Genomic DNA, 26,335 nt, shown 5'->3' on the forward strand with positions numbered 1-26,335 from the left:
GACAAAATCATTATTGTAGTGCAACTGGCTGTCATACTTAAAAAGTTTAGACCCTATAGTTTTGCGTCATTGTTTTTCAACAACTTTGCCTTGTTTGTACTTTTATTTTAACGTTGACATCTTCAACTGTCAATATTTATCAAATTTTTATTTAAAAATCACTTGTTTTTATCACTGTTTTTTCTAAAACATCCAAAAATCTATCACAATCTTCTTTTGTTCTGGCTGAAGGACCTTTTAAACGTTGACGAGCTTTTCTTTGTTTAGCCGCAATAAAGCGACTCATAAGAAAACTATCAATATTATGTTCATCTATAATCATACCTTTAGGATGAATCACTGTTGCTCCTTTAGCAAGTAATAAACTCGCTAACCCGTAATCCTGAGTAATCGCAATATCTCCTACTTGAACATCTTTGATCATCACTAAATCTACACTATCATGCCCTATTGCACATTGAATCACTTCATAATAATCGTTAACTAATTCATGGGCATAATCAATATAAACAAGCATAGGAATGTGATACTTTTTTGCTAAGGCTGCTATCTCTGTTTTATTGGGACAAGCATCGCCATCAACTAATATTCTCATACAATCCTCAATGCTAATAAAATAACAATTGCAACAATCCCACCAATAAGACCACCTAAATGCCCAGTCTTAGAAATCTGGCGATCAAACAAGGTATAAGCTAAGTTAATTAAAATGACATAAGCAAAACTCTCTAATAAAGACATAAATGGTCCACCTACTAAATATCCTAAAGCAATAATAGCACCAAAGAAACCATAGACAACCCCTGATGCCCCTATTGTCATTGTATAATAATATCGCGATGATATTTGTGAAGCACTATAACAAAGCAATGAACTTAAAAGCATTGACACTAAAATCAAAAACAAATAACAGACACTTCCCAATAATGCTTCAAAGAATCTTCCTAATTGATAGAAAGCATAAGCATTCATTAAAAAATGGAAAATCTCAACATGTATAAAATGACATGTTATAAAACGCCAATATTGATGATCCTCGACAATAGCTGGTGGATAAAAAGCCCCTAACTTTATAGCCGTAGCCATCATATCATCTTTTTGAATAAATCGAATATAAACAAACACTCCTGCACAAATCAATAAAAATATATTAGTTATCATCATTTTCTAAAACAGTTACCTTTCTTACAGCTTTTCCTATATTACCATCTTTATCACTGACTGTATATACAATTTGATAAACGCCTGGAACTTGATTATTCACTTCACCACTGATAATCATTCTTGAAGTAATATCTCCTTCAATATCATCAATTGCCTTAACACCTTTCTTTAAATCCAATACCTCACCAATTTGAATTTCTTCATCTTTTACCCCACTAATAATTGGTAAAACTTTATTAGCTTCAACAACAATCTTGACACGTAAAGCAGCTGATTGATTCCCATGAGCATCTTCTACAATAATTTTTTCAATATATGATTTTTCAGTATAAAATGTTTTACTCTTTGATTTTTTTTGTGTTTCTTCATCATAGAAATAGACAGTTGTTTTTGATTGATCATCAATTTTCTTAATCAAATCTTTAGCTTTGATTGTTTGTCCTACTTCAATATTAAATTGAACTTGTTTTAATTGTACTTTTGGTTTAATCGTATCAACAACTTGAATTTGAAAACTTTGTTTTTTACCAAAGTACTCAATTGTAGCAGGATAAGTCCCTACTTCTTTAGAAACAGAAGATAAATCTAATTTGACATTTTGTAAAACCGATGGATTGGCATTCACATATTCTGCAACATCAACAGGAATTTCTTCACCATATTGATAAACAAAACTTTCTCTTTTTAATCTGATTGGTGAAATTGTCAATACAAGATATATCAAAAGAGCATCTATTAAAATAAAAGCTGTTAATATAGAAATAATAAGTCTATTTTGCATGACATTCACCTCCAATGTTAATTATATCACTTGAATATGAAATCTTTGTGTCCAACTCATCTTTTTTTCTCACGGGATTATCACAAATTTCAACATAACATTACATTTTTTTCATAGTTTTATAAAAGAAAAAGAATAGCCAAGGCTATTCTATAATCTTGATAATACTTTTTCTTTACCCAATAACATAATTGAACTTGCTAAATCAGGACCATGCATAATCCCTGTTGTCGCAATACGGATTGGCATATATAACATTTTCCCTTTAGCTTTCGCTTCTTTTTGAGTTGCTTTAATACATGCTTGGATATTGTCTTTTGTAAAATCAGCATCAGATAATTCTTCTAATTTTGATTTAAAGACAGCTAATGTATTTGGAATTGATTCATCTTTCATAAACTCTTGAGCTTCTTCGTCTATTTGTAATTCATCTTCAAAGAATAATGAAACAAGTTCAACAATTTCTTTGCCATATGATAATTGATCATGATATACAGCGACTAAATCTTTAACCCATTGTTCACTATGATTTGATAAATCATAAGCATCACTTAAAAATGGTAAGCATAAATCAACTACTTCTTCTAAAGATCTTTCTTTGATATAACGGTTGTTCACCCATTTTAATTTTTCTTTATCAAACATAGATGGTGATTTAGATAAACGTTTTTCACTAAATTCTTTAATTAAATCATCATGATTAAAGATTTCTTGTTCTCCTTCTGGAGACCAACCTAATAATGCCATAAAGTTAAACATTGCATCAGGTAAGTATCCTTCTTCTTTATATTGAGAAACAAATTGCATGATTGATTCATCACGTTTTGATAATTTCTTTCTATCTTCATTAACAATTAATGTCATATGACCATAAGTTGGCGCACTCCATCCTAACATTTCATAAATCATTAATTGTTTAGGGGTATTACTTAAATGTTCTTCACCTCTAAAAACATGTGTAATATCCATACAATGATCATCAATGACAACTGCAAAGTTATATGTTGGAATCCCATTGGCTTTAATTAAAACCCAGTCACCAATATCTTCTGATTCAAAAGACACATGTCCTCTAATCATATCATCAAATTCATATGTTTTCCCTGCTGGTACTTTCACTCTGATTGTATAAGGTAACCCAGCTTCTTCTTTTGCTTTGACTTCTTCTGGTGTTAAATCACAACATTTTCGGTTATATTTAGGTGCAATTCCTGCAGCCACTTGTCTTTCATGTTCTGCATCTAATTCTTCTGGAGTACAGAAACATTTATAGGCATATCCTTTTTCAAGTAAGATATCAATATATTTTTTATAGATATCTAATCTTTCCATTTGACGATATGGTGCATATTTTGGATTTGGATTTAAAGGTGATTCATCAGGAATAATTCCTAACCATTTTAAGTTTTCTAATTGGCTAGCTTCTCCACCTTCGATATTTCTTTCAATATCAGTATCTTCTAATCTGAAAATAAAATCTCCGTTATAATGTTTTGCAAACAAATAATTAAATAATGCTGTTCTGGCACCACCAATATGTAAATGTCCTGTAGGACTTGGTGCATATCTTACTCTTACTTTATCCATCATTTATAACCCTTCCTTATTTAATAGCACAACACTTTGAGAAACAATGCCTTCTTTTCTTCCCACAAAACCAAGTTTCTCTCCACGTGTTGCTTTGATATTCACTTGTGTGATATCACAATGTAAAACTTCAGCAACATTTTGACGCATTTGCATAATATGAGGAGCCATCTTTGGTTCTTCACACATAATAATGCTGTCAATATTCCCAATTGTATAACCTTCTTTTTTCATCATCTCATAAGTATGTTCTAGTAAAATCATTGATGATATTCCTTTATAGCGAGGATCTGTATCTGGGAAATGTTTACCAATATCCCCTAATCCCATCGCCCCAATGATGCTTTCAATAATTGCATGTAACAAAACATCTGCATCACTATGACCTTTCAAGCCTTTTTCATATGGAATTTCAACACCACCTAAAATTAACTTACGATTTTCTACTAATTGATGAATATCTATAGATTGCCCAATTCTCATCATGTTTATCACCCTTCCTGCCCTATTCTAGCACAATTTCTATGAATATACAAAAGCAACTTACACTATTCATAGAAAAAATCTATCCTCTGATGGCCGGAATATAAATTGGTCCTAAATTTTCATTTTCTTTCGTTATACAGTTAAAAACATAGACTGGCTGCATAAAGCCTTTTGTATCTTTTCGATAAGTTAATCGTACTTTAGATATAATTAAATCTTGAGGTAAGTATTTCATATAATCACTAATAAATGAACCATCTAATATTTTTTGATAAGCTTCTTTTTCTGAAAGAATATCCACTTGCTTATAAGGCATATATGTTATGAGTCCATTTTGAAGATTAGCCAACTTTCCGTTATTTACTACACAAGTTAAAGTTCCATTCAAATATACATCATTAACCTTTGTCATATAAGCAATAATTTCATATGTTCCTTCTGTTTCACTAAAACTGACCTGATCTGGAATCATCACATCATATTTTTTTAATATTTTTTGAATATCTTTTAAGGATAAACCTTTATCTTTTTGATCAAACAATGAAAAATCATTATAATTTATAAATCCATCTATATAATCAATTGATATACAATGGGTTTTGTTAACTGAATAAAAATAGACTGTTTCATCATAATACTCATTTAAAGATTCATCTATTGTCACTCCAATCATTTGAAAAAAGCTTTTAGCCTTTTCTAAACATTGTTCTTGTGTATAGCTTTGACTTTGATAAGTATAAACTTTTTCTTTTTTATCTGATAAAGATATTTGCGTTTCAACATGAATATCATTCATATTTATATGAGAACTCGGATAATCTCTAAGATTCCCATATTCTTGATATTTATAAGTCATAAAAATTCCGGTAAAAAGACAAACGGCTAATAAAGTAGGAATTTGTTTTAACAAAGTTGGTAAAATCTTTACTTTTTTCTTTTGAAAACAACCATATATCAAAACAAATAGTGCATAAATCCCAAAACCAATCATGCATCCAACAGCATTATTCATTATATCATCAACTTCAAAAACCCCTAGATGAAAAATCAATTGACTTAACTCAATAAAAACCGTCAAACCTAATCCTGCTAAATAAGTTTTCCACCATGTCTTAAAACTTTCATGAACCAAAGGTAATAAAAAACCTAAAGGCACAAACATGAGGATATTTAAAATGATATTACGCCATTCAACTATTGAAAAATTATTCCAAGCATAGTGATATGAACTAAATAATTCTAAACTTATCCCATATTGTATTACACGTGCACGACCTGCTAATGTGACTAACAAAACAACAATGATATATCCGATTAAAAGAATATTTATGATAAATTTCTTCTTTTTTATTTGAATTGATTTTTTAAAAACATATTTTTGAATAAAACAATAGAATCCATAAAATATACATATCCCTAAAATAAATAATCCAGCAAGTATCAAACATTCTTTCCCTAAATTTATAATAGATGATAATCTCATAAAAATACCTCCATTGTTTATTATACATAATATTATGGAGAGATTGTGAATTATTTTTTTAGTTCCTGAGATATTTTTTGCATTTCTAAATCAACCTCGGCCATCTTTCGAGCACATTTTTTGAGCCTTTCGCGTATTTCTATATCAATAGGTTGCTCACTTTTATAAGATAAAACATGTTCTAGGCTTGCCCATGAATCCATTGAAATCGTTCTTAATTGAATTTCTACAGGGACATAAGTTACTCCTGTTTTTAAATAGATTGGAACTTTCACTACCAAATGTAAAGAACGATAACCACTTTCTTTAGGATAATCAATATAGTTTTCTTTTTTAATGAGTTGAATATCTTCATTCATAATAAATAATTGTGATATGTATTGAATATCATTGATATAGTGACATACAACCCTTAAACCTGCAATATCATTAAGTTGGTTTAAACCTTCTAAGGTGATAGGTAGCTTTTTTCTTTTGAGTTTATCTATAATGCTTTGTGGCGTTTTGATTCTTGATTGAATATTGTGAATGGGGCTATAACCATTTTCACATTTTAATTCATCATCAATATTATGTAATTTTGTTGTTACAACTTCAATTGCACTACGGTAAGGATGCATTAGCTTCCTTGTTTCCTTTATATTATCAAATATTTCCATTAATTCCATAACATCACCATTTTCATTATATTCCTTAAAATATGATAAATTTTCTATCTTCATTGTGAAAATATGTTATGATAAAAAAGGTGATGACAATGAAAAGTAATTTACAACAATTAAAACAAAGAGGTCAATTTGATGAACAAGAATATAATCAATTTCTTGATTTATCCAAAGCAGATTTAATTTCTCACTTACATGACTTTGCATCTATAAGAACAGCTTGTATTCGTATATTATCCCAAAACTATCATCAAGATGAAGATTACACCTCTATTTTACTTCAACAATTACATAAAGAAAAAGCTCTCTATACGAAAATAGAGATTCAAAATCAATTAACTCAATATGGTGATATTCCCATGATGTGTCAGTATTTAGGAAAAATTGGACATAACCAATATCGACAATTGCCAGTTAAAGGTTCACTAAAAAAGAGTTACCCTTTACCTAGAGATATTATTGCGAGAAGTTTGGCATATATTTCTATTGAAAAGTTTAATTTATTTTTCGATTGTTTAAACTCACTTTCAAGAGAACAGTTACTAGAAGCCATTGATGCCTTAGGTTTTCTTTGCTTCTATCACCAAGAACTCGCAAATGAAGAAACCTATTCTTTTGTCTGTCAACAAATTGAAAAATATTCACAAGATGATTTAATGATGTTTAAACTGATAACTTGTTTAAGTGCTTTTCCACAAAGTCAACCTCTTTTATTAGAACTCTTACAGACAAAAAAACACCCTACTTTAATAAAAGAAGTAGAGCGTTCTTTGAAAATTATTCACCAATCAAATAATCATTTAAATTAATACCATTTTTCATTGCATAGAGGATATTCTTTTTATCGTCTATGTTTTTTATTTTATCTTCTAAAATACAAGCAATCATTCTTATATCATCGCCTAAAATCATCGGCCAAAAGAAATAGAAATCTTTACCGTCTTTAAAATAAAAGTGGAAATCTGGCACAAACACTTCATAAGCTAGTGGTGAACCTATTTTCATATATCTTTTTACTGTTCGAATCTCAACACTTACAATATCTTCATAACGATAATAAGACATATATTTTTCATCTTTATTCAACAATACAGCAATAAAATACTTTAGGTTATGAACAAAACCAGTAAATTGATAATAACGAATCCCATCATTTAAAAATTCGACTGATTGATTCATAGAATTATCCAGCATCAAAGAGGTTGTTTGTCTAAATGCACTGGCTATAAATAGTACTTCAAATATCATTGCAATAATGATTATACATATTGTTTTAGCAAAGAGATCATCGAAGAAAAAAGTTGCTAATATCCACCCTAAAGTTAATGACGCTATCATAGCATAAATAATCTGTCTCAATGCCCAAGAGCGTGTTAATTTTCTACCTAGAGAAACATTTGATGTTGTTTTTTGAAAACCAAGTTTAGATTTGGTTGACTGTATTTGAAATTCATTAAGAGCAGGAATTAAAGGAACGTTTTTTTCTTGATAATAATCTACCGTTTGTTTGACTTCTTTAATACTTTCTAATTGTTGACTGAGGTAATCTTGATTCATTTTTAAACATTCTTGAAAATTTAAATCTCCACTTAAAATAGCTTTAACATCATCAATCGAGATTTCTAAACTTCTTAAAAATTTGACTAATTTGAGTGTTTGTACATCTTCATCACGATAATCACGATATCCGTTTTCATCTCTATGAGGTTGAATGAAGCCTTCTTTTTCATAGTAACGAATGGTATGTTTTGATAATCCTAACAATTTTTCTAAATCACTTGTTTTCATGCTCATTCCTTCTTTCTAACTCCATTAAACACTATAGAGTCACTCTACAGTCAAGAAAAAAGCACTAAATGTGCTTTTCATCAGCTGGGAAGATAACCCCTGCTTTTCTTCTTGCAATTGTTTGAACTTCAGTTACAATCATACTATGTTCTAACATTTCATAACATTGTTGATAATCATTATTTTGATACATCTTAACAAATGCCATAAATTCTTCATACATTCTATGGACATCTTTATTGTCATTGATTATTTCTTTTGTTCCATCATTTAATAATAATTCCATTGAACCAATATAACTTAATGGTGTTGGAACATGTAAACATCCTTGATCACCTTGAATATTATTAGAAAGTGGAGCTTTACAATCTTTTGCTCCGATACATACACATTGGAATGTTTCATATTCAAGAATAAGGATACCTGATGTATCGATATGATTTTCTATATTTGGATAATAGTGAACATCTTTTGGTTTGCCAAATAATCCCACAACAAAATGGATATTATAAATATTTAAATCCATTAATGCTCCACCTGATTTTGTATAATCAAAAGCAGGTAAGATATTTCCTTCTTTAAAAGCATTATAACGTGATGAGTATTGTGAATAATTACATTCTACTACCTTAATTTTGCCTAAATCTTTTAATAATGATTTGATTTTATAATAATTTGGTAAATATTGATTAGTTATGGCTTCCCATAAGAATAAACGATTTGAAGTTGCGACACGTTGTAACTCTTTGGCTTCTTCAATATTTGATGTCATTGGTTTTTCTAAGATGACATTTTTTTGTGCTTCTAGTGCTTGCAAGGCATATGTGTAATGCAAGTGATTTGGTAAAGCAATATAGATTGTATCTACTTGTTCATCATTAAGTAATTCATCATATGATGTAGAATATCTTTGAAAATGATGTTCTTGATAAATTGTTCTTAATTTTTCTTCACTACGTTTTGTTCCCGAAATATGCACCAATTCAATTTCTGGAATTTGTTCAATAAACGATAATAAATCACCAACAATCATACCACTACCTACAATTCCTAATTTCATAATAAACACCTCCACTATCCATTTTATCACTTTTTTAATTTATTTGTTTAGACTATTTCAGGCATATGTTTATATAATGATGCAGCTATTCCATCTTCATCATGGGATAAAGTCACTTCATCAGCAATAGCCTTTAAATCATCCACAGCATTCGCCATAGCTACACCAATTCCTGCATAATTCACCATTGAAGCATCATTGTGTCCATCTCCAAAAGCAATCATTTCTTCCCTACGATATCCCATAGGTGATAATACAGTATCTAAAGCTTTGGCTTTATCAATGCCTTGAGCAGTAAATTCAAAATAGAAATCTCCTGTAAACATACAACTTAATGTATCTTTAAAAGGTTCCATCATTTCTTTATAATGAGCTTGTAAATATTCAGGATCACTTGTTGTTAAAATTTTATTTAAAGGGAAATCAACAAATGCTGCTAAATCATCTATTTCACATAATTTAAACTTACCACCACGTGATTCATATTGAATGACATCAAAAGGTTCCCCTTTCCATGTAATCCAATTATCATAAACATTGTTAACATACATGTACTCACCTTTATCAATCATTGGTCTTACACGCTCAAACTTCTTCATATGTTCTAAGACAGCTTTTCCTTCTTCAACACTTAAAGCTTGATTAAATAATGTTTCATTTGTTTTACAATCAATAACCTTTGAACCATTATAAGCTACTAATAAACCATGATATTGATCCATTTTCAATTCTCTTGCTAAATCCATTAAACCAGATGTTGGTCTTCCTGATGCTAATATTAAAATTGCTCCTTTTTCTTCTGCTTTTAATAAAGCTTCTTTTGTTTTTGGTGTCACCACTTTTTTTGAATTGGTAAGGGTTCCATCCACATCCATAATAATTACTTTTATTGCCATAATTATACCTCCATTATTCATCATACATGATTTTTAAACGAATGAATTAAACTTTGCAGAAATTGAAAAAAATCAAGTCAAATGACTTGATTATAAATATTGAAAAACATCTAGTAATGATTCAAGTGATTGAATATCAGGATCATCTGTTTTTTCTTTTCCAATTAAGAAAGCTCTTATTCCTACAGCCTTTGCTGCTTCCATATCTTTATTTAAACTATCACCAATATAAATAGCTTCATCAGCATTAAGCTTTGTGATTGCTAATGCTTTTTCAAACATTTCTTTAGCTGGTTTATAATAATGTGTTGTTTCACTAGAAATAATACCCTTTGGTTTTAATTCTAACAATTTCATACTTTCTTCAACATAACAAGTATCATTATTTGTAATAATATAAATTGGTAATGGACATTGTTCAAAGAAATCATAAGCATCATCATAAGCAGGTGTATGAAGCCAATGTTGAACTAATAAATCACAATATTCATGACTATCTCCTTCAAGATTAATTTCTGCCTTTAAATCATCAAAAGCTTCTAAAACAATATCATATTCTTTTTTAAAGTTCTCACCATTATATTTCTTTAATAATGCATCATGCTTCTTTTGCCATAAATCAGCAATCTTTTGAGGATCCTTTTCATCTGAATGTTCAACACATTTTTTTAATAATGCTTCTAAATATTCACTTTGTTCATATACCAAAGTTCCCATATGATCAATAAATATAGCTTTTAACATTTTCATTACCTCCTAAAAAAGTTCATTTTCCTTTGCTTGTTGACATGCTTTCTTTAATTTTTGAACTGAAGCTGCCAATAAAACAGGATTATTTTTTCTTGCGTGTGTTGGACATACTGCAATACAACGCATACATGATATACATTTATCTTTATCTGTTTGTTGAGGATGTTTGATATCTATTGCTTGAACTGGACATGATTTTGCACAAATCCCACATTCAATACATTTTTTTGAAGCTGTTGGTTTTAATGGAATCCCATGATATTCTTTATAAGGTCTTTGACCTGGAACTTCTATTTCAGTAAGTTCTTTGGTTAATCTTTCTTTTATATTTTTCGTAAAGTGAATAATTTGTTGTTGATCTTGTTGATTGGGTCTCCCTTGTCCAAATTGATGCATAATAGAATGTTCACAAACACAGGCCATTGCACTAAAAGGAAGAAAACCTTGTTGTTTTAAAGTATCTTTCAATTCTAATAAAGTATCTTCATAAGCACGATTCCCATAAGTTACAATCATGCAAACAGGTGTTTGATGAGCCTTCATCATAGCTAATCTTTCAATCGCAATCGCAGGAACACGTCCTCCAAATGAAGGTACCCCAACAATACAAAAATCATCTTGATTAAATTCATATTGACTAAAATCTTCAATTAAAGATAAATCAATATCTTTAACTGGTGAAAATTGTTCTGAAACCAAACTTGTTACTTTTTTAGTCCCACCTGTAGGACTAAAATAAATATTATAATTCATTTATTTCCCTCCTTCACATATACGATTTTGACATGTTTCACATTTATCATCTTGAACTTCTTCAATCTTACGAAATAATTTGACTAAAGAAGCCATACGTCGACTCCGATAATTCAAGTAGTAAAAATTCTTTGTACCTTCTTCTCTCATCGCAACAATACCACTTTCTTTTAATATTTTTAAATGATGGGATAAAGCTGTTCTAGAAATATGAATCACTGAAGATAACTCTCCTACTCGCATACCTCCACATTGAATATTTTCTAATAAACATAAAATAATACTTTGCCGTGTTGTGTCCCCTAATACTGAAAGGATTGGACGACATTCATTAAATTCCTTAGCTAAGTCTTTTCTTGTCTGGCCCATATCATCAATCCTTTCGTCAAAGTTCATTGACCATTATATCTTTAAATGCGTGAACTATCAATATTGGTTAAGCAAATCGTTACCATTAATATCCAATTTCATATACACCAAAGGATAAGGATTCCCTTGTTCATCATATTCACTTCTTTTGTAAACATGAAATCCTAAATGCTCATAAAAAACCTTTAGCTTGAGGATTTTGTTCATTAACACAAACCTCATTTGCTCCATAATCTTGAATTGCTATTTGAATTAATTTTTTTCCAATTCCCCGACCCTGACAAATAGGATCAATAAATAACATTTCTATTCTTTCTCCATCAATTCCCATAAAAGCAACTGGCTTTTGTTCTTCATAGCTCACAATGAAATGTGGGACGTTTTCAAAAGCACTTGGTACATATTGAGAAATTGTAACAATTTCTTCCTCACTTAAAAAATGATGTGTACTTCTAACTGATTTTTGCCAAACCTCTAATAATGGTTCTATAATTTCTGTTCTTTGTGTCACTTCTTTTATTTCCATAAACCTATCTTCCTTTCAATTCAAGTTATTTCACATTCTCCCAATCTTTTGATAAGCTTCTGGTTTGACATCTCCACTTAAATAGAGAACTTCATTCCTTTTATCATAATACATCTCTACTCCATCTTCATAATACCCTAACACGGTATGTTTTCCATTTATAAACTGTCCAATAAAAACAAAATGTTGTTGTTGAGATAAATCATATCCCTTAATCATTGTTGTTATTGAGAAACCTGGTCTCCCTGATGAAGGATTTGTTAATCGATAAAGAACTTTTAAAACATCTTCAAAACTTGTCCAATCTTTTAAATCAATTGGTAAATATGTATTATTTTCATGTTTATGTAATTTTGTGATATCAAATGTATAATATTTTCGAGAATGATATTGAAATAATTCTTGAATATTTGTTTGTGCTAAAGTTTTAAAAACAAAATATGAATCTTTAATATTTTCCATGTTATGTTTATTCATAATAAATCTCCTTTGTTCTATTTTACCCTTTTTTAGACAAAAAGAAAATGGCAATTACTTGCCATTTTGACTTGCTGCAGTGATAAATCCTTGAAATAATGGTTCACTATGATTTGGTCTTGAAGCAAATTCAGGATGAAATTGAGCAGCTACAAAATAAGGATGATCTTCTATTTCAATAATTTCAACTAAATTTCTTTCTGGATTGATTCCCGAAATTGTTAAACCATGTTGTTCTAAAATTGAACGATATTCGTTATTAAATTCATAACGATGACGATGTCTTTGTTGAATAAGTGGTTTACCATATAATGCATAGGCTTTCGTTTTTGGAATCAATTGACAATCATAATTTCCTAGTCTTTGAGTTCCACCCATATCATCTAATGATTGATCATTCATTAAATGAATGATTGGAGTTAAACAATTTTCATCAAACTCAATCGAATTGGCATCTTTCAATCCACAAACATGTCTTGCGTATTCAATAGAAGCTAATTGCATACCTAAACATATTCCTAAAAACGGAACTTTGTTTTCTCTTGCATATTGAATAGCTGTAATCATACCTTCAATTCCACGTTCACCAAATCCACCAGGAACCAAAATACCATCTGCCCCCTGTAACATTTGGCTAACATTTTCTTGAGTTATTTCTTCAGCATTCACCCATTCGATATTCACAATACTATTTTCATAGTATCCTGCATGTTTTAAAGCTTCATTAACTGATAAATAGGCATCGGGTAATTGAACATATTTTCCAACCATTTTAATTGTAATATCTTTATTTAACCCTTTGACTCTTTGAATCAACTCCTGCCAAGCTTTCATATCTGCTTTAGGAGCATCTATTCTTAAATGTTCTAAAACCAAATCATCCATATGTTGATTTAACAATAACATTGGTAATTCATATAAAACATCTACATCATAGTTAGAAATAACTGCTTTTGTAGGAACATTACAAAATAAAGAAATCTTATCTTTTAATTCTTGATCAATATATTTCTCACTACGACAAACAATAATATCAGGTTGTATTCCATAACCTCTTAATTCTTTTACACTATGTTGAGTAGGTTTTGTTTTCACTTCATGGCTAGCTCCAATATAAGGAAGCAAGGTTGTATGTATATAAAGTGTATTTTCATAACCTAAATCTAAACGAATCTGACGAACCGCTTCAATAAATGGTAAACTTTCAATATCTCCAACCGTTCCACCAATCTCACTAATCACAATATCAGCTTGACTGCTTTTAGCGGCTGCATAGATTCTTTCTTTAATTTCGTTTGTAATATGTGGAACAACTTGGACTGTCGCTCCTAAATAATCACCACGTCTTTCCTTAGCAATGACATGGCTATAGATTTTTCCTGTTGTAATGGAACAATCACGATTTAATTCTTCATCAATAAATCTTTCATAATGACCCAAGTCAAGGTCTGTTTCTGCTCCGTCTGCAGTAACAAAAACTTCACCATGTTGAAATGGGGACATGGTTCCTGGGTCAACATTTATATAGGGATCTAGCTTTTGCATAAAAACTTTTAAGCCACGTTGTTTAAGTATTCTACCTAAAGATGCAGCTGTCAATCCTTTGCCTAAACCAGATACTACACCACCTGTTACAAATATAAATTTTGTCATACTTTATCTCCTTTCAACTCAATAAAAAATGCACTCAATGGAAGATTCTGAGTGCCCTTTATTATTCTAACAAAAAATTATTATCAAATCAATTATTTTCTATCATATCAATAACATCTTCCTTTTTTAAGTATGAACTATCTCATTTATTCTATACAACCTTATAAAAATAACCTTCAAGAAAAGAAATAGGTTGTCGTTTTTCTATTTTTCTTTATAATGAATATGAAGGAGGATGATAGAATGGATGTACCTCATATTTTAGTTGTAGATGATGAAAAAGAAATTACTGATTTAATAGAAATTTATTTAACTCAAGAAGGATATCAAGTTGAAAAAAGATATAATGCTTTGACTTTATTAGATGATATTGAAGCTTTTCATATTGATCTTGTCATATTGGATGTGATGATGCCTGAGATTGATGGTATTCAAGCTTTAAAAATGATTAGAGAAAAATATAATATTCCTGTAATCATTGTTTCAGCAAAGACTGCTGATACTGATAAGATTGAAGGCCTTTTAACCGGAGCTGATGATTATGTAAGTAAACCTTTTAATGCGATGGAATTAGTTGCCCGTGTTAAATCACAAATACGTCGTGCTCAAGTTTTTAATAAACCAATCAATGATTCAACACATATTATTGAAGCGAATGATTTACTCATTGATACACAAAAGAAGTCTGTTACTTTAGATGGTGTTGCTTTATCACTAACAAGAATTGAATATGAGATTCTTATTTTACTAGCAAGTGCTCCTGGTACAGTTTTTTCAATTGAAGATATTTTTGAAAAAATATGGCATGAGAAGTCAACAAATTCTAATAATACAATTATGGTTCATATTAGAAAACTTCGTGAAAAGGTAGAAAGGCAACCAAGAAATCCTCGACATATTAAGACAGTTTGGGGGATTGGTTATAAATTTGACTTATGATGAATAAAATAAGAAGATTATTTATGAGCAGTTTTCGTTGGAGACTGTTCATTAATTTAGTTGTGACTTATATTTTAACGTTTTTAGTTTATAGTGCAATTGTGATTATTTTAGAGAGTTTTAATATTTTTGGAATGTCAATTGAAGTGAAATACTTCTTAGCTTTTGTCATTTCTTTAGTTATTTTCTTAGTGATCTTTTTTGATTTAATGAATATTACTTTAAAATATATTAGTGTCTTAAGTGGAACAATACAAGAAGTAACGGCTGGGTATTATGATGTGGAAGCACCGATTGAATATGATGATGAGCTTGGTTTATTAGCGGCTAATATTAATGCTTTAGCAAAGACTTTAAAAGATAAAGAAAGAGAAAGTGAAATTTTAAAGGAAAATGAAAGATTAGCTTTTGATGCAGAAAGAAATGCTGAAAAGCAAAAAAATGACTTGATTACAAATGTTGCTCATGACTTAAGAACACCACTTACGACTATTGTGGGATATTTGGAATTGATTAAAAATAATGAACATTTATCTAAAGAAGATATTCAAAAATATTCTACTGTGGCTTATGAAAAGTCAAAGAGATTACAAGGAATGATGGATGATTTGTTTGAATTTACAAGTTTAGATCAAGCCAATGTTAAAGTTCATATGACAACAATCAATATTTCTGAATTGGTTTTACAGATGGTTGATGAGTTTTATCCAACTTTTCAAGAACATCTTTTAACTCCTGTTATTAGAATTAGTCAACCTAATCTTTTTATTAAAGGTGATGGTCAATTAATTGCAAGAGTTTTTGATAATTTGTTGTCAAATGCTGTGAAATATGGTCAAGATAATCATGAGATTAAAATTGAAGTTCTTAATGATGATGAAACTGTAACCATTAAGATTATGAATTATGGAAATCCTATTTCTCAAGAAGATTTACCTTATATTTTTGATAAGTTTTATCGTTCTGATTCGTCTCGTTCATCTTCTACTGGTGGTACGGGTTTAGGACTTGCGATTGCTAAAAATATTATTCATATTCATAATGGACAAATCTTTGCCACTAGTCATAAAGAAAAAACAACCTTTGTTGTTGTTTTAAATAGATTACAAGTTCCAGATTAAAAGAAGCTGAATTCAGCTTCTTTTAATAATTTTCACTCATTCTTTCAAAATAAGCTTGAGGATATCCACAAGTTGGACATCTTTTTGGTGCTTCTTCTCCTTCATAGATAAATCCACATTGTCGACATTTCCATCTTATAGGAGTATCTGCTTTGAAAGTTTGGCCTTCTCTATAATTCTTTAATAATCTTAAATAACGAGCTTCATGTGATTTTTCCACTTTTGCAACATTTTCAAATTGAATAGCTAATTCATCAAAACCTTCTGCCCTTGCTTCTTTAGCCATTCTTGCATACATATCCGTCCATTCTTCATGTTCACCAGCAGCTGCTACTTCTAAGTTTTCATCGGTTGAACCAATGCCATGAAATTCACTAAACCACATTTTTGCATGTTGTTTTTCCTGATTGGCAGTTTCTTCAAAAATTGCAGCAATTTGTTCTAATCCTTCTTTTCTTGCCATTTGTGCAAAATATGTATATTTATTTCTTGCTTGAGATTCTCCAGCAAATGCTTCCATTAAATTTTTTTCAGTTTTTGTTCCAGCATATTTTGAACAATCTTGTTTTTGATCATTGATAGGAAGTGATTCTAAAAGTTCTTGAGCTATCTTTTTTATATTTTCATCTTCAGCATTTTCAACAATTAATGTGAGTAAATCATGAGTATTTTGACTTTGTGGTAACATATAACCAGCTTCTCTGGCTAAATCTTCACCCATAACACGATTAGATGTTTCCATTGCTTGAGCTAATTGAGCAACAATTGGCTGATTGGTATGTGTCTTTAAATAATGTAAAGAAGAAACTTGTTTTGCTTTACTTGAAATTAAACGATGTAAATCATCAAGGACTTCTTTTTCTTTTACTTGTTGAGGTGGATAAACATAGGGAACAAGTGATAAAGCATGGGATGGACAAGCTTGTACACACATTCCACACCCCGTACATTTGCTTGCATCTATTTGTCCATTTTCAGTATCACTCGCACCAGTTGGACAAACATATAAACATAAACAATCTTTTGTACATAATCTAATATTACGTAACGCTCTTAATTCACTCATACAGCAATCCCTCTTTTCACTTCATGAATCTTTAAACTTGGAACTTTACAAACGGGACATATAGCTGGTGGTTGATCACCAATATAAACAAAGCCACAGATTTCACATACAAATACTTTTGTATCTTGTAACATTGCTTCTCTTTCTTTTTGATATCTTTCAATTAAAGAATTTAACATATTTGTTGATTTTTCACTCCAAACAATGGCTCGTTTTGCTCCACGATCTTTTTGGTTATCAGCACTTTGGTGAGCTAAAGGATAATTTTCATTGATATCTTTTGCTAAATCTTCTTGAATGTTTTCTAATGAATCGATTGGTAGATATTCATCTATTGCTTCATAATAATCAGCAAGTTGATTAAAAAGTTCTTGTTCATGTGAAAGGTATTGTTTTTCACAGCCTTTTGCTAGATTAGATAATAAGATACTCATTTCTAGATTCGACCATTTTTGTTCAACTTTTTCTCGTTTTATTTCTTTTTTTACTGTTTCTTTTAATTCTTTAAAAGCACTTTTTGGAGCTTTACAAATCGGACATACCCAATTTTCATCTAAATCTTCCCATTTTGTATGAGCTGCAATATCAGATGCTGGTATTCCTACATCTTCATCATAAATAAATCCACAAACTGTACATACATACTTTGCCATTATACTTCATCTCCATTTCTAGCAATTCTATGTAAACGCTTACTTCCCTATGTTAAAATATAGAGTCCTCTCAAAGACTCTATATTTTATGAAAATGACTCGCATCAACTTTACAAATTGGGCAAATATAATCTTCTGGTAGACTATCACCTTCATAGATATAACCACAAACATCGCAACGCCAACCTTGTTTCTTTGTTTCTTCGATATAAGATGGAGCACTTGGTGGAGTCGTACCTTTTTTCTTTTCATGATAAGCTGTATATGTTAAAACAGGTTCATTGCTTAAAGTTTTCGCATCACATACTTCTGAAATAAACATATAATGTGTTCCTACATCAACTTTTTGTTTAACTCGACATACAAACATAGCTGCACTATCTTGAGTCAAATATTTAACACCATGTTGGTCAGTATCATACTTAATGTTTTCAAATTTGTTAACATCTCTACCACTTTGAAAACCAAATTGACGAATTAAGTCCATTGAAACATCATCCAATAAGACACTTACATTGAAAACACCGCTTTTTTCAATTAATTGAGTTGTATAATTCTCTTTATTAAGGGTAATACAAACCTGTGCTGGTTCAGCAGTTACTTGTGTCATGGTGTTCATAACACAACCACTTTCATGTTCTCCATCTTTGCTTGTAACAATATATAAGCCATAAGTAAGTTTAAAAAATGCTGTTGTATCCATAAAATACCTCCTCTTGTATTTATTATACCACCTTTTTCTTAATTTAAATAGTAATTATTACTATTTATGTATATTTTTTGATTATCTCTATTTTTGACATTGCATTTTACCCTTTGAAAGAGTACAATTACCTCAATTAATATAAATAGAGAGGGACAAATCATGAAGAAATATACAAAATTAAATCATGAAGAATTAATGTCAGTGCATGCTCAAGTATCTAAGGAATATGAAAGAATGAAAGCATTGAACGTAAATTTAAATATGGCAAGAGGGAAACCAGATTTTGAACAAATTCATTTGTCTTTAGGGGTTTTAGATACTGTTGATAGTCATTATCCTTTTGGGGATAAAATTAATTATTGTAATTATGGTATCTTAGATGGGATTGATGAAGCAAAGCAATTTTTTGCTAATATATTAGAAACATCACCTGATCAAGTCATTGTTTATGGAAATAGTAGTTTAACTATTATGTTTGATCAGATTAGTCGTGGTTATACCCATGGTTATTTAGGAAATAAACCTTGGTGTCAGTTAGATAAAATTAAGTTTTTATGCCCTGTACCAGGATATGATCGTCATTTTGCAATTACGGAACATTTTGGTTTTGAAATGATCAATATTCCAATGGATGAAAATGGTCCAGATATGGATTTAGTTGAAGAATATGTTAATAATGATGAAAGTGTTAAGGGTATATGGTGTGTACCACAATATTCTAATCCAACAGGTGTAACATATTCTGATGAAGTTGTGCAAAGATTTGCACATTTAAAACCAGCTGCTAAAGATTTTAGAATATTTTGGGATAATGCTTATGTTCTTCATCATTTACATACAAGTCCTAGAGCCCATGTTATGGATATTTTAAAGGCTTGTAAAGATGCTGGAAATCCAAATCTTGTATTTGAATTTTGTTCAACATCAAAAGTTACACTACCTGGGGCTGGAGTTGCAGCATTGGCAACATCTTTAGAAAACAAAGCTGATATTTTAAAACATATGTCTATTCAATGTATTGGACATGATAAGATTAATCAATTAAGACATATTGAATTCTTTAAAAGACCTAATAGTTTAAATAAACATATGGAAAAACAAGCAAGATTATTAAGACCTAAATTTGATACTGTTTCCATTGTATTATCACATGAATTAAGTCGTTTAAATATAGCAACATGGACAAAACCATTAGGTGGATATTTTGTTTCTTTCAATGCAATGGAAGGTTGTGCTAAAGAAATTGTCAAAAGATGTCAAGAAGCTGGTGTAACACTAACAAGTGCTGGAGCAACTTATCCTTATGGTAAAGATCCTCATGATAGTAATATTAGACTTGCACCATCTTATTTACCATTAGATGATTTACAATTAGCTACAGAAATCTTTACTATTTGTGTCAAATTGGTATCACTTGAAAAATTAATGGAACAAAAAGCTTAAGTACATTTGAAAAAATGTACTTTTTTTCTTGGTAAAGTGATTATTCTGTTGTATTTTTTAATTGCATGCGGTGACTATCAGTGTTATAATAAACATTGTTTAAAGGGACTGGATTTATCTCATATGGAAACTTGTTTTCTTTTGAAAAAAATTTTACAATTTTTTTCAAAAAGTTATTGACTAAAAGATAAAAACTTGTTATATTATATGAGCAACATTCTTGGGATATAGCCAAGCGGTAAGGCAACAGACTTTGACTCTGTCATTTCCCTGGTTCGAATCCAGGTATCCCAGCCAATTATGGAGGTTTAGCTCAGTTGGGAGAGCATCTGCCTTACAAGCAGAGGGTCAGCGGTTCGAGCCCGTTAACCTCCACCATTGCCGGCTTAGCTCAACTGGTAGAGCAACTGACTTGTAATCAGTAGGTTGAGGGTTCAAGTCCTTTAGCCGGCACCATATTGATGGGGAGGTAGCGAAGTGGCTAAACGCGGCTGACTGTAACTCAGTTCCTTTCGGTTCGGTGGTTCGAATCCGCCCCTCCCCACCATTTCCAAGACCCGCTAGCTCAGTCGGTAGAGCATCTGACTTTTAATCAGAGGGTCAGGCGTTCGAGTCGCCTGCGGGTCACCATTAAAAATTGAATTGCCCAGGTGGCGAAATTGGTAGACGCACAGGACTTAAAATCCTGCGGACCTTAAAATCCGTGCCGGTTCGACTCCGGCCCTGGGCACCATTCTAATGCGGATGTAGTTCAATGGTAGAACTTCAGCCTTCCAAGCTGACTACGTGGGTTCGATTCCCATCATCCGCTCCAATTTAAACGCTTGAATAGCTCAGTTGGTAGAGCAATCGGCTGTTAACCGATCGGTCGTAGGTTCGAGTCCTACTTCAAGCGCCATTTTTGTGGCCTGTTGGAGAAACGGTTAACTCACATGCCTTTCACGCATGCATTCACGGGTTCGAATCCCGTACAGGTCACCATTTAAAAATTAACGATCATCTGATCGTTTTTTATTTATATAAAGATAAGAAAACAGAGATTGAATAAAAGCAATCTCTGTTTTTCTATTATTTTATATAACTATCAAATGGTTGTTTCATACGATTAACAACATAATTACTTCCACCACGACCTTTGACATCTTCCACCATAGAAGATATAACAATTGGATTCTTTGCATCAGTTGTCATTACTGTAAACCAACCAACTTCTTGACCTGTCGTATCATCTTGAGAAGCTTTAATTTCACCTGTTCCTGTCTTTCCTGCTAAAGTCATGCCATTATGATAAAATGAGTGTGCTGTCCCTTGACTATCACTAATAACTCCTATCAAAGCATTTTTAATTTCATCAGCAACAGCTTTAGAGAAAGCTTCAGCCCAAACTTTTGTTTCTGTTGATTTAGCAATATGTGGCGTCATCATTTTTCCATCATTTACAAATGCTCCATATATAGAAGCCATTTGTACTGGATTCATTAAAATCTGTCCTTGACCATATCCACTATCTGCAATTTGAATATCTTCACTAAAATCCTTGCTTGTATATTGAGATTTCTTCAATGATAATTCAAATGGAATTTCATCACCGATTTTCATCGCTTTATAACCTTTTACAAGATTATCTTTACCAATCTTTAATGCTGCTTTAGCAAAATAAACATTATCAGAATAAATCAAAGCATTCTTTAAATTATTTGGTTTAGGAGCATGTAAAGTTGTTACAAAATAACTTCCCCAACTAGAATCTTTTTGCCATTTCATTTGAGCATTGAAATCTTCAGAAGCATTTAATGATTGAGTATTTAAACCAATTGCTGCAGTTAAAGGTTTCATTGTTGAACCTGGAACCCATGCTTCTTTAAAACGATTAAGCAATGGTTTATTTGTATCATTATTCAAACTATCCCACTTTGTAGAACTTAATCCTAAAATAAAATCATTACTATTAAAAGTTGGTGTACTCACTAATGCTAGAATTTCTCCATTTGTTGGATTCATAGCAACTGATGCACTTTTATCTTTTTTAAAAGATTGATATAAATTATTTTGTAATTGAATATCAATTGTCAATGTTATATCTTGACCATCTTTCTTATCATGACTTGCTAGAGCAGTCTTTTTATTTCCTTGACTATCTACAATATAAATAGATACACCATCTTGACCTTTTAATTCTTTTTCATAAGCAGCTTCAATTCCACTTCTTCCAATATAAGAGTTTTCATCATAACCCTCACCTTTATGTTTTTCTAAATCTTCAGCTGTTACTTTTTGCATATAACCTACAAGATGAGATGTTGCTTCTCCATAAGGATAGCTTCGAACTGTTGTTGTAGTGAGTTTAACTCCAGGTATTTTTAATAAACTATTTTCTAAATTTGTATCACTTTTTGAAATTGTTTTTAAAGGTACAAATGAATCATCTTTAATCCATGAAGCACTCATTGTTTTTTGAATACCTTCTTTTGTTAGATCTAATAATGAAGCTAATTTCTCATAATCACTTTCACCATTTAACTTTCCTCTCACTAATCCTACAGAATAAGCTTCACCCATATGAGCAATAACTTTTCCATTGCGATCTAAAATTCTTCCTCGACTCGCATCATCTTCACTTATACGCACTTTATCTGTCTTTTCTAATGAAGGAAACACAAAAGAATCATCCCAAAAAATTTTACCATCTTTGATTTTTGTTTGATTATCAAAGCTGATTTCACCTGCTAATGTTTTCATTTTTACTTTATATTGAATTGTATCATCTTCACTTGAATCAATTGTCAATTCAATATCACTTGCTTCTATTCCTTCATAAATATTTTGATTTCTTTTTATAAATTCATCCTTTGAATACACTTTTTGTGATTGTTCACTAATCATATTATACATTTCATCATATTTCTTTTCTTTAATAGCTGCATAATAGTCCTTTAGTGTTGATTCTTTGCTGTCTCCTTTTAATAAAAAGAACGCTGCAGCAATTGCAATCACACCTACAATAGCAGCACCTGCTATAATATATTTTTTCTTATCGTTTCGTTTTGTATAAACATCGTACATATTGACTCCTCCTTGACCTAAGTATATCATTTTTTAGCTCATAAAAAAACTAACTATGCGTAGATTTTGTCTACTCTCTATCAAAAGCCAAAAAAAGCGCACTTTTATGCGCTTTATTATGATTAAATTTTACGTTCTTGACCAGGAGTATTCATATTTGTAACAATTGCTAAAATTGTCAAAATATGTCCTAGTTTGTTGTCCGTAATAGCTCTCATTGTTTCTCTTAATTCAGCATTTCCTTGGTTATATGTGAGTCGTCTTAATGCTAAAAATGATGATAATTCCTGTCTTTGAATTTCATTCAATAATTCTCGATAACCACCTTGAATATTAACATCTGGTATCATTGGATCAAAGGCAGTTCCAAATTCTAATCGATAAAAATAATTCAAATAATTCGCATTCTGTTCAGCATCTCTAGCAAACGCTAATAAAGCATCTCTTTCACTTTGCATTGTTGCTAGTGCAGCAGCCCTTCGATAAAGTTGAGCTAATAATTTTTCAGTATAAATATAAGATTGGAGTTGATCCCTATTCATTTCATACACCTCTATATAATGTATGTTTTATTTTAAAAATTGTGTCTATTAATCATCCATATCAATAACCATTGCCATAATTGCTAATGTATGGGCTAATTTTAAATCAGCAAATTCACGCATTGCTTCTTTTAAAATAGGATCATTGCTATAAGTATGTCGACGATAGGTATCGTAATATCCAATTTCTAATGTTTGAATATGATTCAAAACATCACGGAAACTTCCTTGCATATTTTGTTCATGAATGAGTGGCTGATAATAGTCATCGAATTGTTCATAATAGATTTGATTTAATTCATTGGTAATTTGATGACAATGATCAGCAAAATTTAAAAGGGCTTGCTTTTCATCTTCTCTACAGGTTAAGGCTGCCGCTCTTTTATAAAGATCATTTAACATTTTTTCATTGTAAATATAAGCTTGTAATATCTCTTTCATCACTTAAACACCTCATATTAATTTATGAAAAAGATGTCTAAAAAGTGCAAAAGATTTGCTTATTTCAGCAAATCTTTGATAACTTCACTTGCAATAAGAAGCCCTGCACTAGATGGAACAAAAGCACTACTTCCAGGAACTGTTCTTTTATTTGTCGGTTCATTAGATTGTCTTGGTTTGATTGGCAATTCTTTAGAATAAACAACTTTTAAATGTTTAACACCTCTTGTTTTTAATTCTTTACGCATAACTTTTGCGAGTGGACAAACTGAAGTTTTATAAATATCACTGACTTCTAACATTGCAGGATTGAGCTTGTTTCCTGTGCCCATTGAACTTATTAAAGGAACATTTAATTTTTCACAACGCATAGCCAATTCGATTTTTGAAGTAATAGTATCAATTGCATCAACGACATAATCATATTTTGTCAAATCGATAGTATCAGCATTTTCTGGTAAATAGAACATTTCTAATCCTGTCACAAGACAATCAGGATTAATCGAAAGAATACGTTCTTTCATAACTTCTACTTTCTTTTTACCAATTGTTTCTCTTGTTGCTATAATTTGACGATTAAGGTTTGTCAGTGAGACTTCGTCATTATCCACAATCGTTATGTGTCCTATCCCACTTCTTACTAACGCTTCAACAACATAACCACCAACCCCTCCAACACCAAAAACCAAAACATGTGAGTTTTGTAACTGTTGAAGTTTTTCTTCACCAATTAATAATTCAAATCTTGAAAACATATCATTCTCCTTTATCATAAGTATCTAAGAAATGATGTTTTCCTTCATCATCACTATAGGCAATTATGGTTGCCAAATTGACATTTTCTACACTCTTAAAAACATTCTTTTTCACATTTGGATTCATTGTTTCTAAATATTTCAATAAATTCTTCATTTCTTCTCTTTTAGATGTATGATGAACTTCACCTAATTCTTCCATTTCCTCAGTAAAACGACAAGCACATTGAATAAAATGTAAATCATTATATTCACACCAATGTATAATATCTTTTTCTTCAATAAGATACATAGGTCTAATTAATTCCATACCTTCAAAATTTGTACTATGAAGTTTAGGCATCATCGTTTGAACTTGTGAACCATAAAACATTCCCATTAAAATAGTTTCAATCACATCATCAAAATGATGTCCTAATGCAATTTTATTACATCCTAATTCTTTTGCTTTTGCATACAAAAATCCCCGACGCATTCTTGCACATAAATAACATGGTGATTTTTCAATATTTGTTACGACTTGAAAAATATCTGATTCAAAAAATTCTACAGGTATATCTAATATTTTCGCATTTTCTTCAATCTTATGACGATTCTTTTCATTATATCCGGGATCCATAGATAGAAAAACCAAGCCAAAATCAAACTTACCATGATGTTTTAATTCTTGTAAAAGTTTAGCCATCAACATTGAATCTTTTCCCCCAGAAATACATACAGCAATTTTATCACCAGGTTGAATCATATCATAAGCTTGTACACCTTTAACAAATTTCCGCCATATTGGTTTTCGATATTTCTTTATGATACTTTGTTCAATTTGTTTTGTTCTATCCATAAGTATCCTCCTTTGTGTGTTTCATTTTACATGAACTATTATTTGAAAGCAATTCTTTTGTTTTACATTCACAAAAATTTCATGATTTTTCCACAATATATTCATTTACATTTGTTATATTATTCTTAACAAAGGAGGAATGAAACTTGAAAAGACTAAAAGAATTACAATTTGAAAATGTTTTATTTTACAGTTGTATAATAATGACTTTATTTTGTATTATTTCATCTCTCATATTCCATACTGATCATATTCTTACATTAAGTTTATCTATTATAGGTATATGTGTAGCAAGAATGGACCGCTATTTATAAAAACGAGATTTCTCTC

At 30.6% G+C, this 26,335-nt stretch carries 29 protein-coding genes, 9 tRNA genes, 1 pseudogene and 1 riboswitch; of the genes and pseudogenes, 14 read left to right on the forward strand and 25 right to left on the reverse strand.

Annotated features, from left to right (window positions below):
- Nucleotides 1–16 precede the first annotated feature (16 nt).
- Nucleotides 17–100: riboswitch (cyclic di-GMP riboswitch) on the reverse strand.
- Between the two features lie 51 nt (nucleotides 101–151).
- The 7 genes from EDD60_RS06015 to EDD60_RS06045 all read right to left on the reverse strand — a co-directional run bounded on the left by EDD60_RS06015 (nucleotide 152) and on the right by EDD60_RS06045 (nucleotide 6,223).
- Nucleotides 152–595, reverse strand: coding sequence for a YaiI/YqxD family protein (locus EDD60_RS06015; RefSeq protein ID WP_066446617.1), 444 nt, complete (start codon nucleotides 593–595; stop codon nucleotides 152–154).
- On the reverse strand, nucleotides 592–1,164 hold the full coding sequence (locus tag EDD60_RS06020) for a rhomboid family intramembrane serine protease (RefSeq protein WP_243646643.1): 573 nt from the start codon (nucleotides 1,162–1,164) through the stop codon (nucleotides 592–594). Before EDD60_RS06020 ends, EDD60_RS06015 begins: the two co-directional genes overlap by 4 nt.
- Nucleotides 1,151–1,945 carry an immunoglobulin-like domain-containing protein gene (locus EDD60_RS06025; RefSeq protein ID WP_066446607.1) on the reverse strand — a complete coding sequence of 265 codons (795 nt, stop codon included), beginning with the start codon at nucleotides 1,943–1,945 and terminating at the stop codon, nucleotides 1,151–1,153. The genes EDD60_RS06020 and EDD60_RS06025 overlap by 14 nt, the downstream gene beginning before the upstream one ends.
- A gap of 150 nt (nucleotides 1,946–2,095) precedes the next feature.
- Nucleotides 2,096–3,532, reverse strand: a complete 1,437-nt coding sequence (gene gltX, locus EDD60_RS06030; RefSeq protein ID WP_066446649.1) for a glutamate--tRNA ligase — start codon at nucleotides 3,530–3,532, stop codon at nucleotides 2,096–2,098.
- 3 nt (nucleotides 3,533–3,535) lie between these two features.
- On the reverse strand, nucleotides 3,536–4,018 hold the full coding sequence (gene ispF, locus EDD60_RS06035; RefSeq protein ID WP_066446604.1) for a 2-C-methyl-D-erythritol 2,4-cyclodiphosphate synthase: 483 nt from the start codon (nucleotides 4,016–4,018) through the stop codon (nucleotides 3,536–3,538).
- Between the two features lie 79 nt (nucleotides 4,019–4,097).
- Complete coding sequence (locus EDD60_RS06040) at nucleotides 4,098–5,501, reverse strand: VanZ family protein (protein WP_066446601.1); 1,404 nt, start codon at nucleotides 5,499–5,501, stop codon at nucleotides 4,098–4,100.
- A gap of 50 nt (nucleotides 5,502–5,551) precedes the next feature.
- Nucleotides 5,552–6,223, reverse strand: a complete 672-nt coding sequence (locus tag EDD60_RS06045; protein ID WP_229105210.1) for a GTP pyrophosphokinase — start codon at nucleotides 6,221–6,223, stop codon at nucleotides 5,552–5,554.
- 35 nt (nucleotides 6,224–6,258) lie between these two features.
- Between EDD60_RS06045 and EDD60_RS06050 the strand changes: the two genes are divergently transcribed.
- Complete coding sequence (locus tag EDD60_RS06050) at nucleotides 6,259–6,975, forward strand: hypothetical protein (RefSeq protein WP_243646644.1); 717 nt, start codon at nucleotides 6,259–6,261, stop codon at nucleotides 6,973–6,975.
- Here the strand turns inward: EDD60_RS06050 and EDD60_RS06055 are convergent.
- From EDD60_RS06055 to EDD60_RS06095, 9 genes are all read right to left on the reverse strand, one after another.
- Nucleotides 6,944–7,954 carry a MerR family transcriptional regulator gene (locus EDD60_RS06055; RefSeq protein ID WP_066446595.1) on the reverse strand — a complete coding sequence of 337 codons (1,011 nt, stop codon included), beginning with the start codon at nucleotides 7,952–7,954 and terminating at the stop codon, nucleotides 6,944–6,946. The two genes, EDD60_RS06050 and EDD60_RS06055, sit on opposite strands and share 32 nt — an antisense overlap.
- Nucleotides 7,955–8,018: 64 nt before the next feature.
- Nucleotides 8,019–9,014 carry a Gfo/Idh/MocA family protein gene (locus EDD60_RS06060; protein WP_066446592.1) on the reverse strand — a complete coding sequence of 332 codons (996 nt, stop codon included), beginning with the start codon at nucleotides 9,012–9,014 and terminating at the stop codon, nucleotides 8,019–8,021.
- Nucleotides 9,015–9,061: 47 nt separating this feature from the next.
- Nucleotides 9,062–9,910 carry a Cof-type HAD-IIB family hydrolase gene (locus tag EDD60_RS06065; RefSeq protein ID WP_102135702.1) on the reverse strand — a complete coding sequence of 283 codons (849 nt, stop codon included), beginning with the start codon at nucleotides 9,908–9,910 and terminating at the stop codon, nucleotides 9,062–9,064.
- A 90-nt stretch (nucleotides 9,911–10,000) separates the two neighbouring features.
- Nucleotides 10,001–10,654: an HAD family hydrolase gene (locus EDD60_RS06070; RefSeq protein WP_066446589.1), complete on the reverse strand. Its 654-nt coding sequence runs from the start codon at nucleotides 10,652–10,654 to the stop codon at nucleotides 10,001–10,003.
- A gap of 12 nt (nucleotides 10,655–10,666) precedes the next feature.
- Nucleotides 10,667–11,413 carry an EFR1 family ferrodoxin gene (locus EDD60_RS06075; RefSeq protein WP_066446587.1) on the reverse strand — a complete coding sequence of 249 codons (747 nt, stop codon included), beginning with the start codon at nucleotides 11,411–11,413 and terminating at the stop codon, nucleotides 10,667–10,669.
- Nucleotides 11,414–11,782, reverse strand: a complete 369-nt coding sequence (locus tag EDD60_RS06080) for an ArsR/SmtB family transcription factor (protein ID WP_066446584.1) — start codon at nucleotides 11,780–11,782, stop codon at nucleotides 11,414–11,416.
- A 172-nt stretch (nucleotides 11,783–11,954) separates the two neighbouring features.
- Nucleotides 11,955–12,308, reverse strand: a complete 354-nt coding sequence (locus EDD60_RS06085) for a GNAT family N-acetyltransferase (RefSeq protein ID WP_243646645.1) — start codon at nucleotides 12,306–12,308, stop codon at nucleotides 11,955–11,957.
- A 30-nt stretch (nucleotides 12,309–12,338) separates the two neighbouring features.
- A complete protein-coding gene (locus EDD60_RS06090; protein WP_066446571.1) occupies nucleotides 12,339–12,785 on the reverse strand; it encodes a hypothetical protein in 447 nt (148 codons plus the stop codon).
- A 54-nt stretch (nucleotides 12,786–12,839) separates the two neighbouring features.
- A complete protein-coding gene (locus EDD60_RS06095; RefSeq protein WP_066446569.1) occupies nucleotides 12,840–14,438 on the reverse strand; it encodes a CTP synthase in 1,599 nt (532 codons plus the stop codon).
- Nucleotides 14,439–14,681: 243 nt separating this feature from the next.
- On the opposite strand from EDD60_RS06095, the gene EDD60_RS06100 reads away from it, so the two are divergent.
- Complete coding sequence (locus EDD60_RS06100) at nucleotides 14,682–15,377, forward strand: response regulator transcription factor (protein WP_066446567.1); 696 nt, start codon at nucleotides 14,682–14,684, stop codon at nucleotides 15,375–15,377.
- 23 nt (nucleotides 15,378–15,400) lie between these two features.
- On the forward strand, nucleotides 15,401–16,498 hold the full coding sequence (locus tag EDD60_RS06105; protein ID WP_229105208.1) for a HAMP domain-containing sensor histidine kinase: 1,098 nt from the start codon (nucleotides 15,401–15,403) through the stop codon (nucleotides 16,496–16,498).
- 22 nt (nucleotides 16,499–16,520) lie between these two features.
- Here EDD60_RS06105 and rbr read toward each other — a convergent pair whose 3' ends face one another.
- The 4 genes and pseudogenes from rbr to EDD60_RS06120 all read right to left on the reverse strand — a co-directional run bounded on the left by rbr (nucleotide 16,521) and on the right by EDD60_RS06120 (nucleotide 18,920).
- Nucleotides 16,521–17,078 carry a rubrerythrin gene (gene rbr, locus EDD60_RS16390; RefSeq protein WP_396627788.1) on the reverse strand — a complete coding sequence of 186 codons (558 nt, stop codon included), beginning with the start codon at nucleotides 17,076–17,078 and terminating at the stop codon, nucleotides 16,521–16,523.
- A gap of 327 nt (nucleotides 17,079–17,405) precedes the next feature.
- A pseudogene (locus tag EDD60_RS16395) lies at nucleotides 17,406–17,564 on the reverse strand (4Fe-4S binding protein); the annotation flags it as partial.
- Nucleotides 17,561–18,217, reverse strand: a complete 657-nt coding sequence (locus EDD60_RS16650) for a rubredoxin (protein ID WP_066446560.1) — start codon at nucleotides 18,215–18,217, stop codon at nucleotides 17,561–17,563. The gene EDD60_RS16650 and the pseudogene EDD60_RS16395, both read right to left, overlap by 4 nt.
- Nucleotides 18,218–18,296: 79 nt before the next feature.
- Nucleotides 18,297–18,920 carry a flavin reductase family protein gene (locus EDD60_RS06120; protein ID WP_066446557.1) on the reverse strand — a complete coding sequence of 208 codons (624 nt, stop codon included), beginning with the start codon at nucleotides 18,918–18,920 and terminating at the stop codon, nucleotides 18,297–18,299.
- Between the two features lie 162 nt (nucleotides 18,921–19,082).
- Here EDD60_RS06120 and EDD60_RS06125 point away from each other — a divergent pair, with 162 nt between their 5' ends.
- The 10 genes from EDD60_RS06125 to EDD60_RS06170 all read left to right on the forward strand — a co-directional run bounded on the left by EDD60_RS06125 (nucleotide 19,083) and on the right by EDD60_RS06170 (nucleotide 21,347).
- Nucleotides 19,083–20,366, forward strand: a complete 1,284-nt coding sequence (locus tag EDD60_RS06125) for an aminotransferase class I/II-fold pyridoxal phosphate-dependent enzyme (protein ID WP_132226324.1) — start codon at nucleotides 19,083–19,085, stop codon at nucleotides 20,364–20,366.
- Nucleotides 20,367–20,587: 221 nt separating this feature from the next.
- Nucleotides 20,588–20,663 (forward strand) — tRNA-Gln (locus EDD60_RS06130).
- 5 nt (nucleotides 20,664–20,668) lie between these two features.
- Nucleotides 20,669–20,744: transfer RNA gene (locus tag EDD60_RS06135), tRNA-Val, on the forward strand.
- A 2-nt stretch (nucleotides 20,745–20,746) separates the two neighbouring features.
- Nucleotides 20,747–20,822, forward strand: a tRNA-Thr gene (locus EDD60_RS06140).
- A 7-nt stretch (nucleotides 20,823–20,829) separates the two neighbouring features.
- A tRNA-Tyr gene (locus tag EDD60_RS06145) sits at nucleotides 20,830–20,913 on the forward strand.
- Nucleotides 20,914–20,920: 7 nt separating this feature from the next.
- A tRNA-Lys gene (locus tag EDD60_RS06150) sits at nucleotides 20,921–20,996 on the forward strand.
- Between the two features lie 14 nt (nucleotides 20,997–21,010).
- A tRNA-Leu gene (locus tag EDD60_RS06155) sits at nucleotides 21,011–21,099 on the forward strand.
- Nucleotides 21,100–21,106: 7 nt separating this feature from the next.
- A tRNA-Gly gene (locus EDD60_RS06160) sits at nucleotides 21,107–21,180 on the forward strand.
- 8 nt (nucleotides 21,181–21,188) lie between these two features.
- Nucleotides 21,189–21,264 (forward strand) — tRNA-Asn (locus tag EDD60_RS06165).
- A 7-nt stretch (nucleotides 21,265–21,271) separates the two neighbouring features.
- Nucleotides 21,272–21,347: transfer RNA gene (locus EDD60_RS06170), tRNA-Glu, on the forward strand.
- 87 nt (nucleotides 21,348–21,434) lie between these two features.
- Here the strand turns inward: EDD60_RS06170 and EDD60_RS06175 are convergent.
- The 5 genes from EDD60_RS06175 to EDD60_RS06195 form a co-directional block, all read right to left on the reverse strand.
- Entirely contained in the window at nucleotides 21,435–23,429 is a 1,995-nt protein-coding gene (locus EDD60_RS06175; protein WP_132226325.1) for a penicillin-binding transpeptidase domain-containing protein, read from the reverse strand.
- Between the two features lie 122 nt (nucleotides 23,430–23,551).
- On the reverse strand, nucleotides 23,552–23,971 hold the full coding sequence (locus EDD60_RS06180) for a hypothetical protein (RefSeq protein WP_066446799.1): 420 nt from the start codon (nucleotides 23,969–23,971) through the stop codon (nucleotides 23,552–23,554).
- Nucleotides 23,972–24,019: 48 nt separating this feature from the next.
- Nucleotides 24,020–24,412, reverse strand: coding sequence for a hypothetical protein (locus EDD60_RS06185; RefSeq protein WP_066446803.1), 393 nt, complete (start codon nucleotides 24,410–24,412; stop codon nucleotides 24,020–24,022).
- A 59-nt stretch (nucleotides 24,413–24,471) separates the two neighbouring features.
- The gene (locus tag EDD60_RS06190; RefSeq protein WP_066446806.1) at nucleotides 24,472–25,167 is read right to left on the reverse strand and encodes a tRNA threonylcarbamoyladenosine dehydratase; all 696 of its coding nucleotides are present in this window, start codon (nucleotides 25,165–25,167) and stop codon (nucleotides 24,472–24,474) included.
- A 1-nt stretch (nucleotide 25,168) separates the two neighbouring features.
- On the reverse strand, nucleotides 25,169–26,005 hold the full coding sequence (locus EDD60_RS06195) for a tRNA 2-thiocytidine biosynthesis TtcA family protein (RefSeq protein ID WP_066446808.1): 837 nt from the start codon (nucleotides 26,003–26,005) through the stop codon (nucleotides 25,169–25,171).
- Between the two features lie 146 nt (nucleotides 26,006–26,151).
- Here EDD60_RS06195 and EDD60_RS16070 point away from each other — a divergent pair, with 146 nt between their 5' ends.
- Nucleotides 26,152–26,319: a hypothetical protein gene (locus EDD60_RS16070; protein WP_165973132.1), complete on the forward strand. Its 168-nt coding sequence runs from the start codon at nucleotides 26,152–26,154 to the stop codon at nucleotides 26,317–26,319.
- Nucleotides 26,320–26,335 lie beyond the last annotated feature (16 nt).

The organism is Longibaculum muris, assembly GCF_004343035.1.
Taxonomy (GTDB): Bacteria; Bacillota_I; Bacilli_A; order Erysipelotrichales; family Coprobacillaceae; genus Longibaculum; species Longibaculum muris.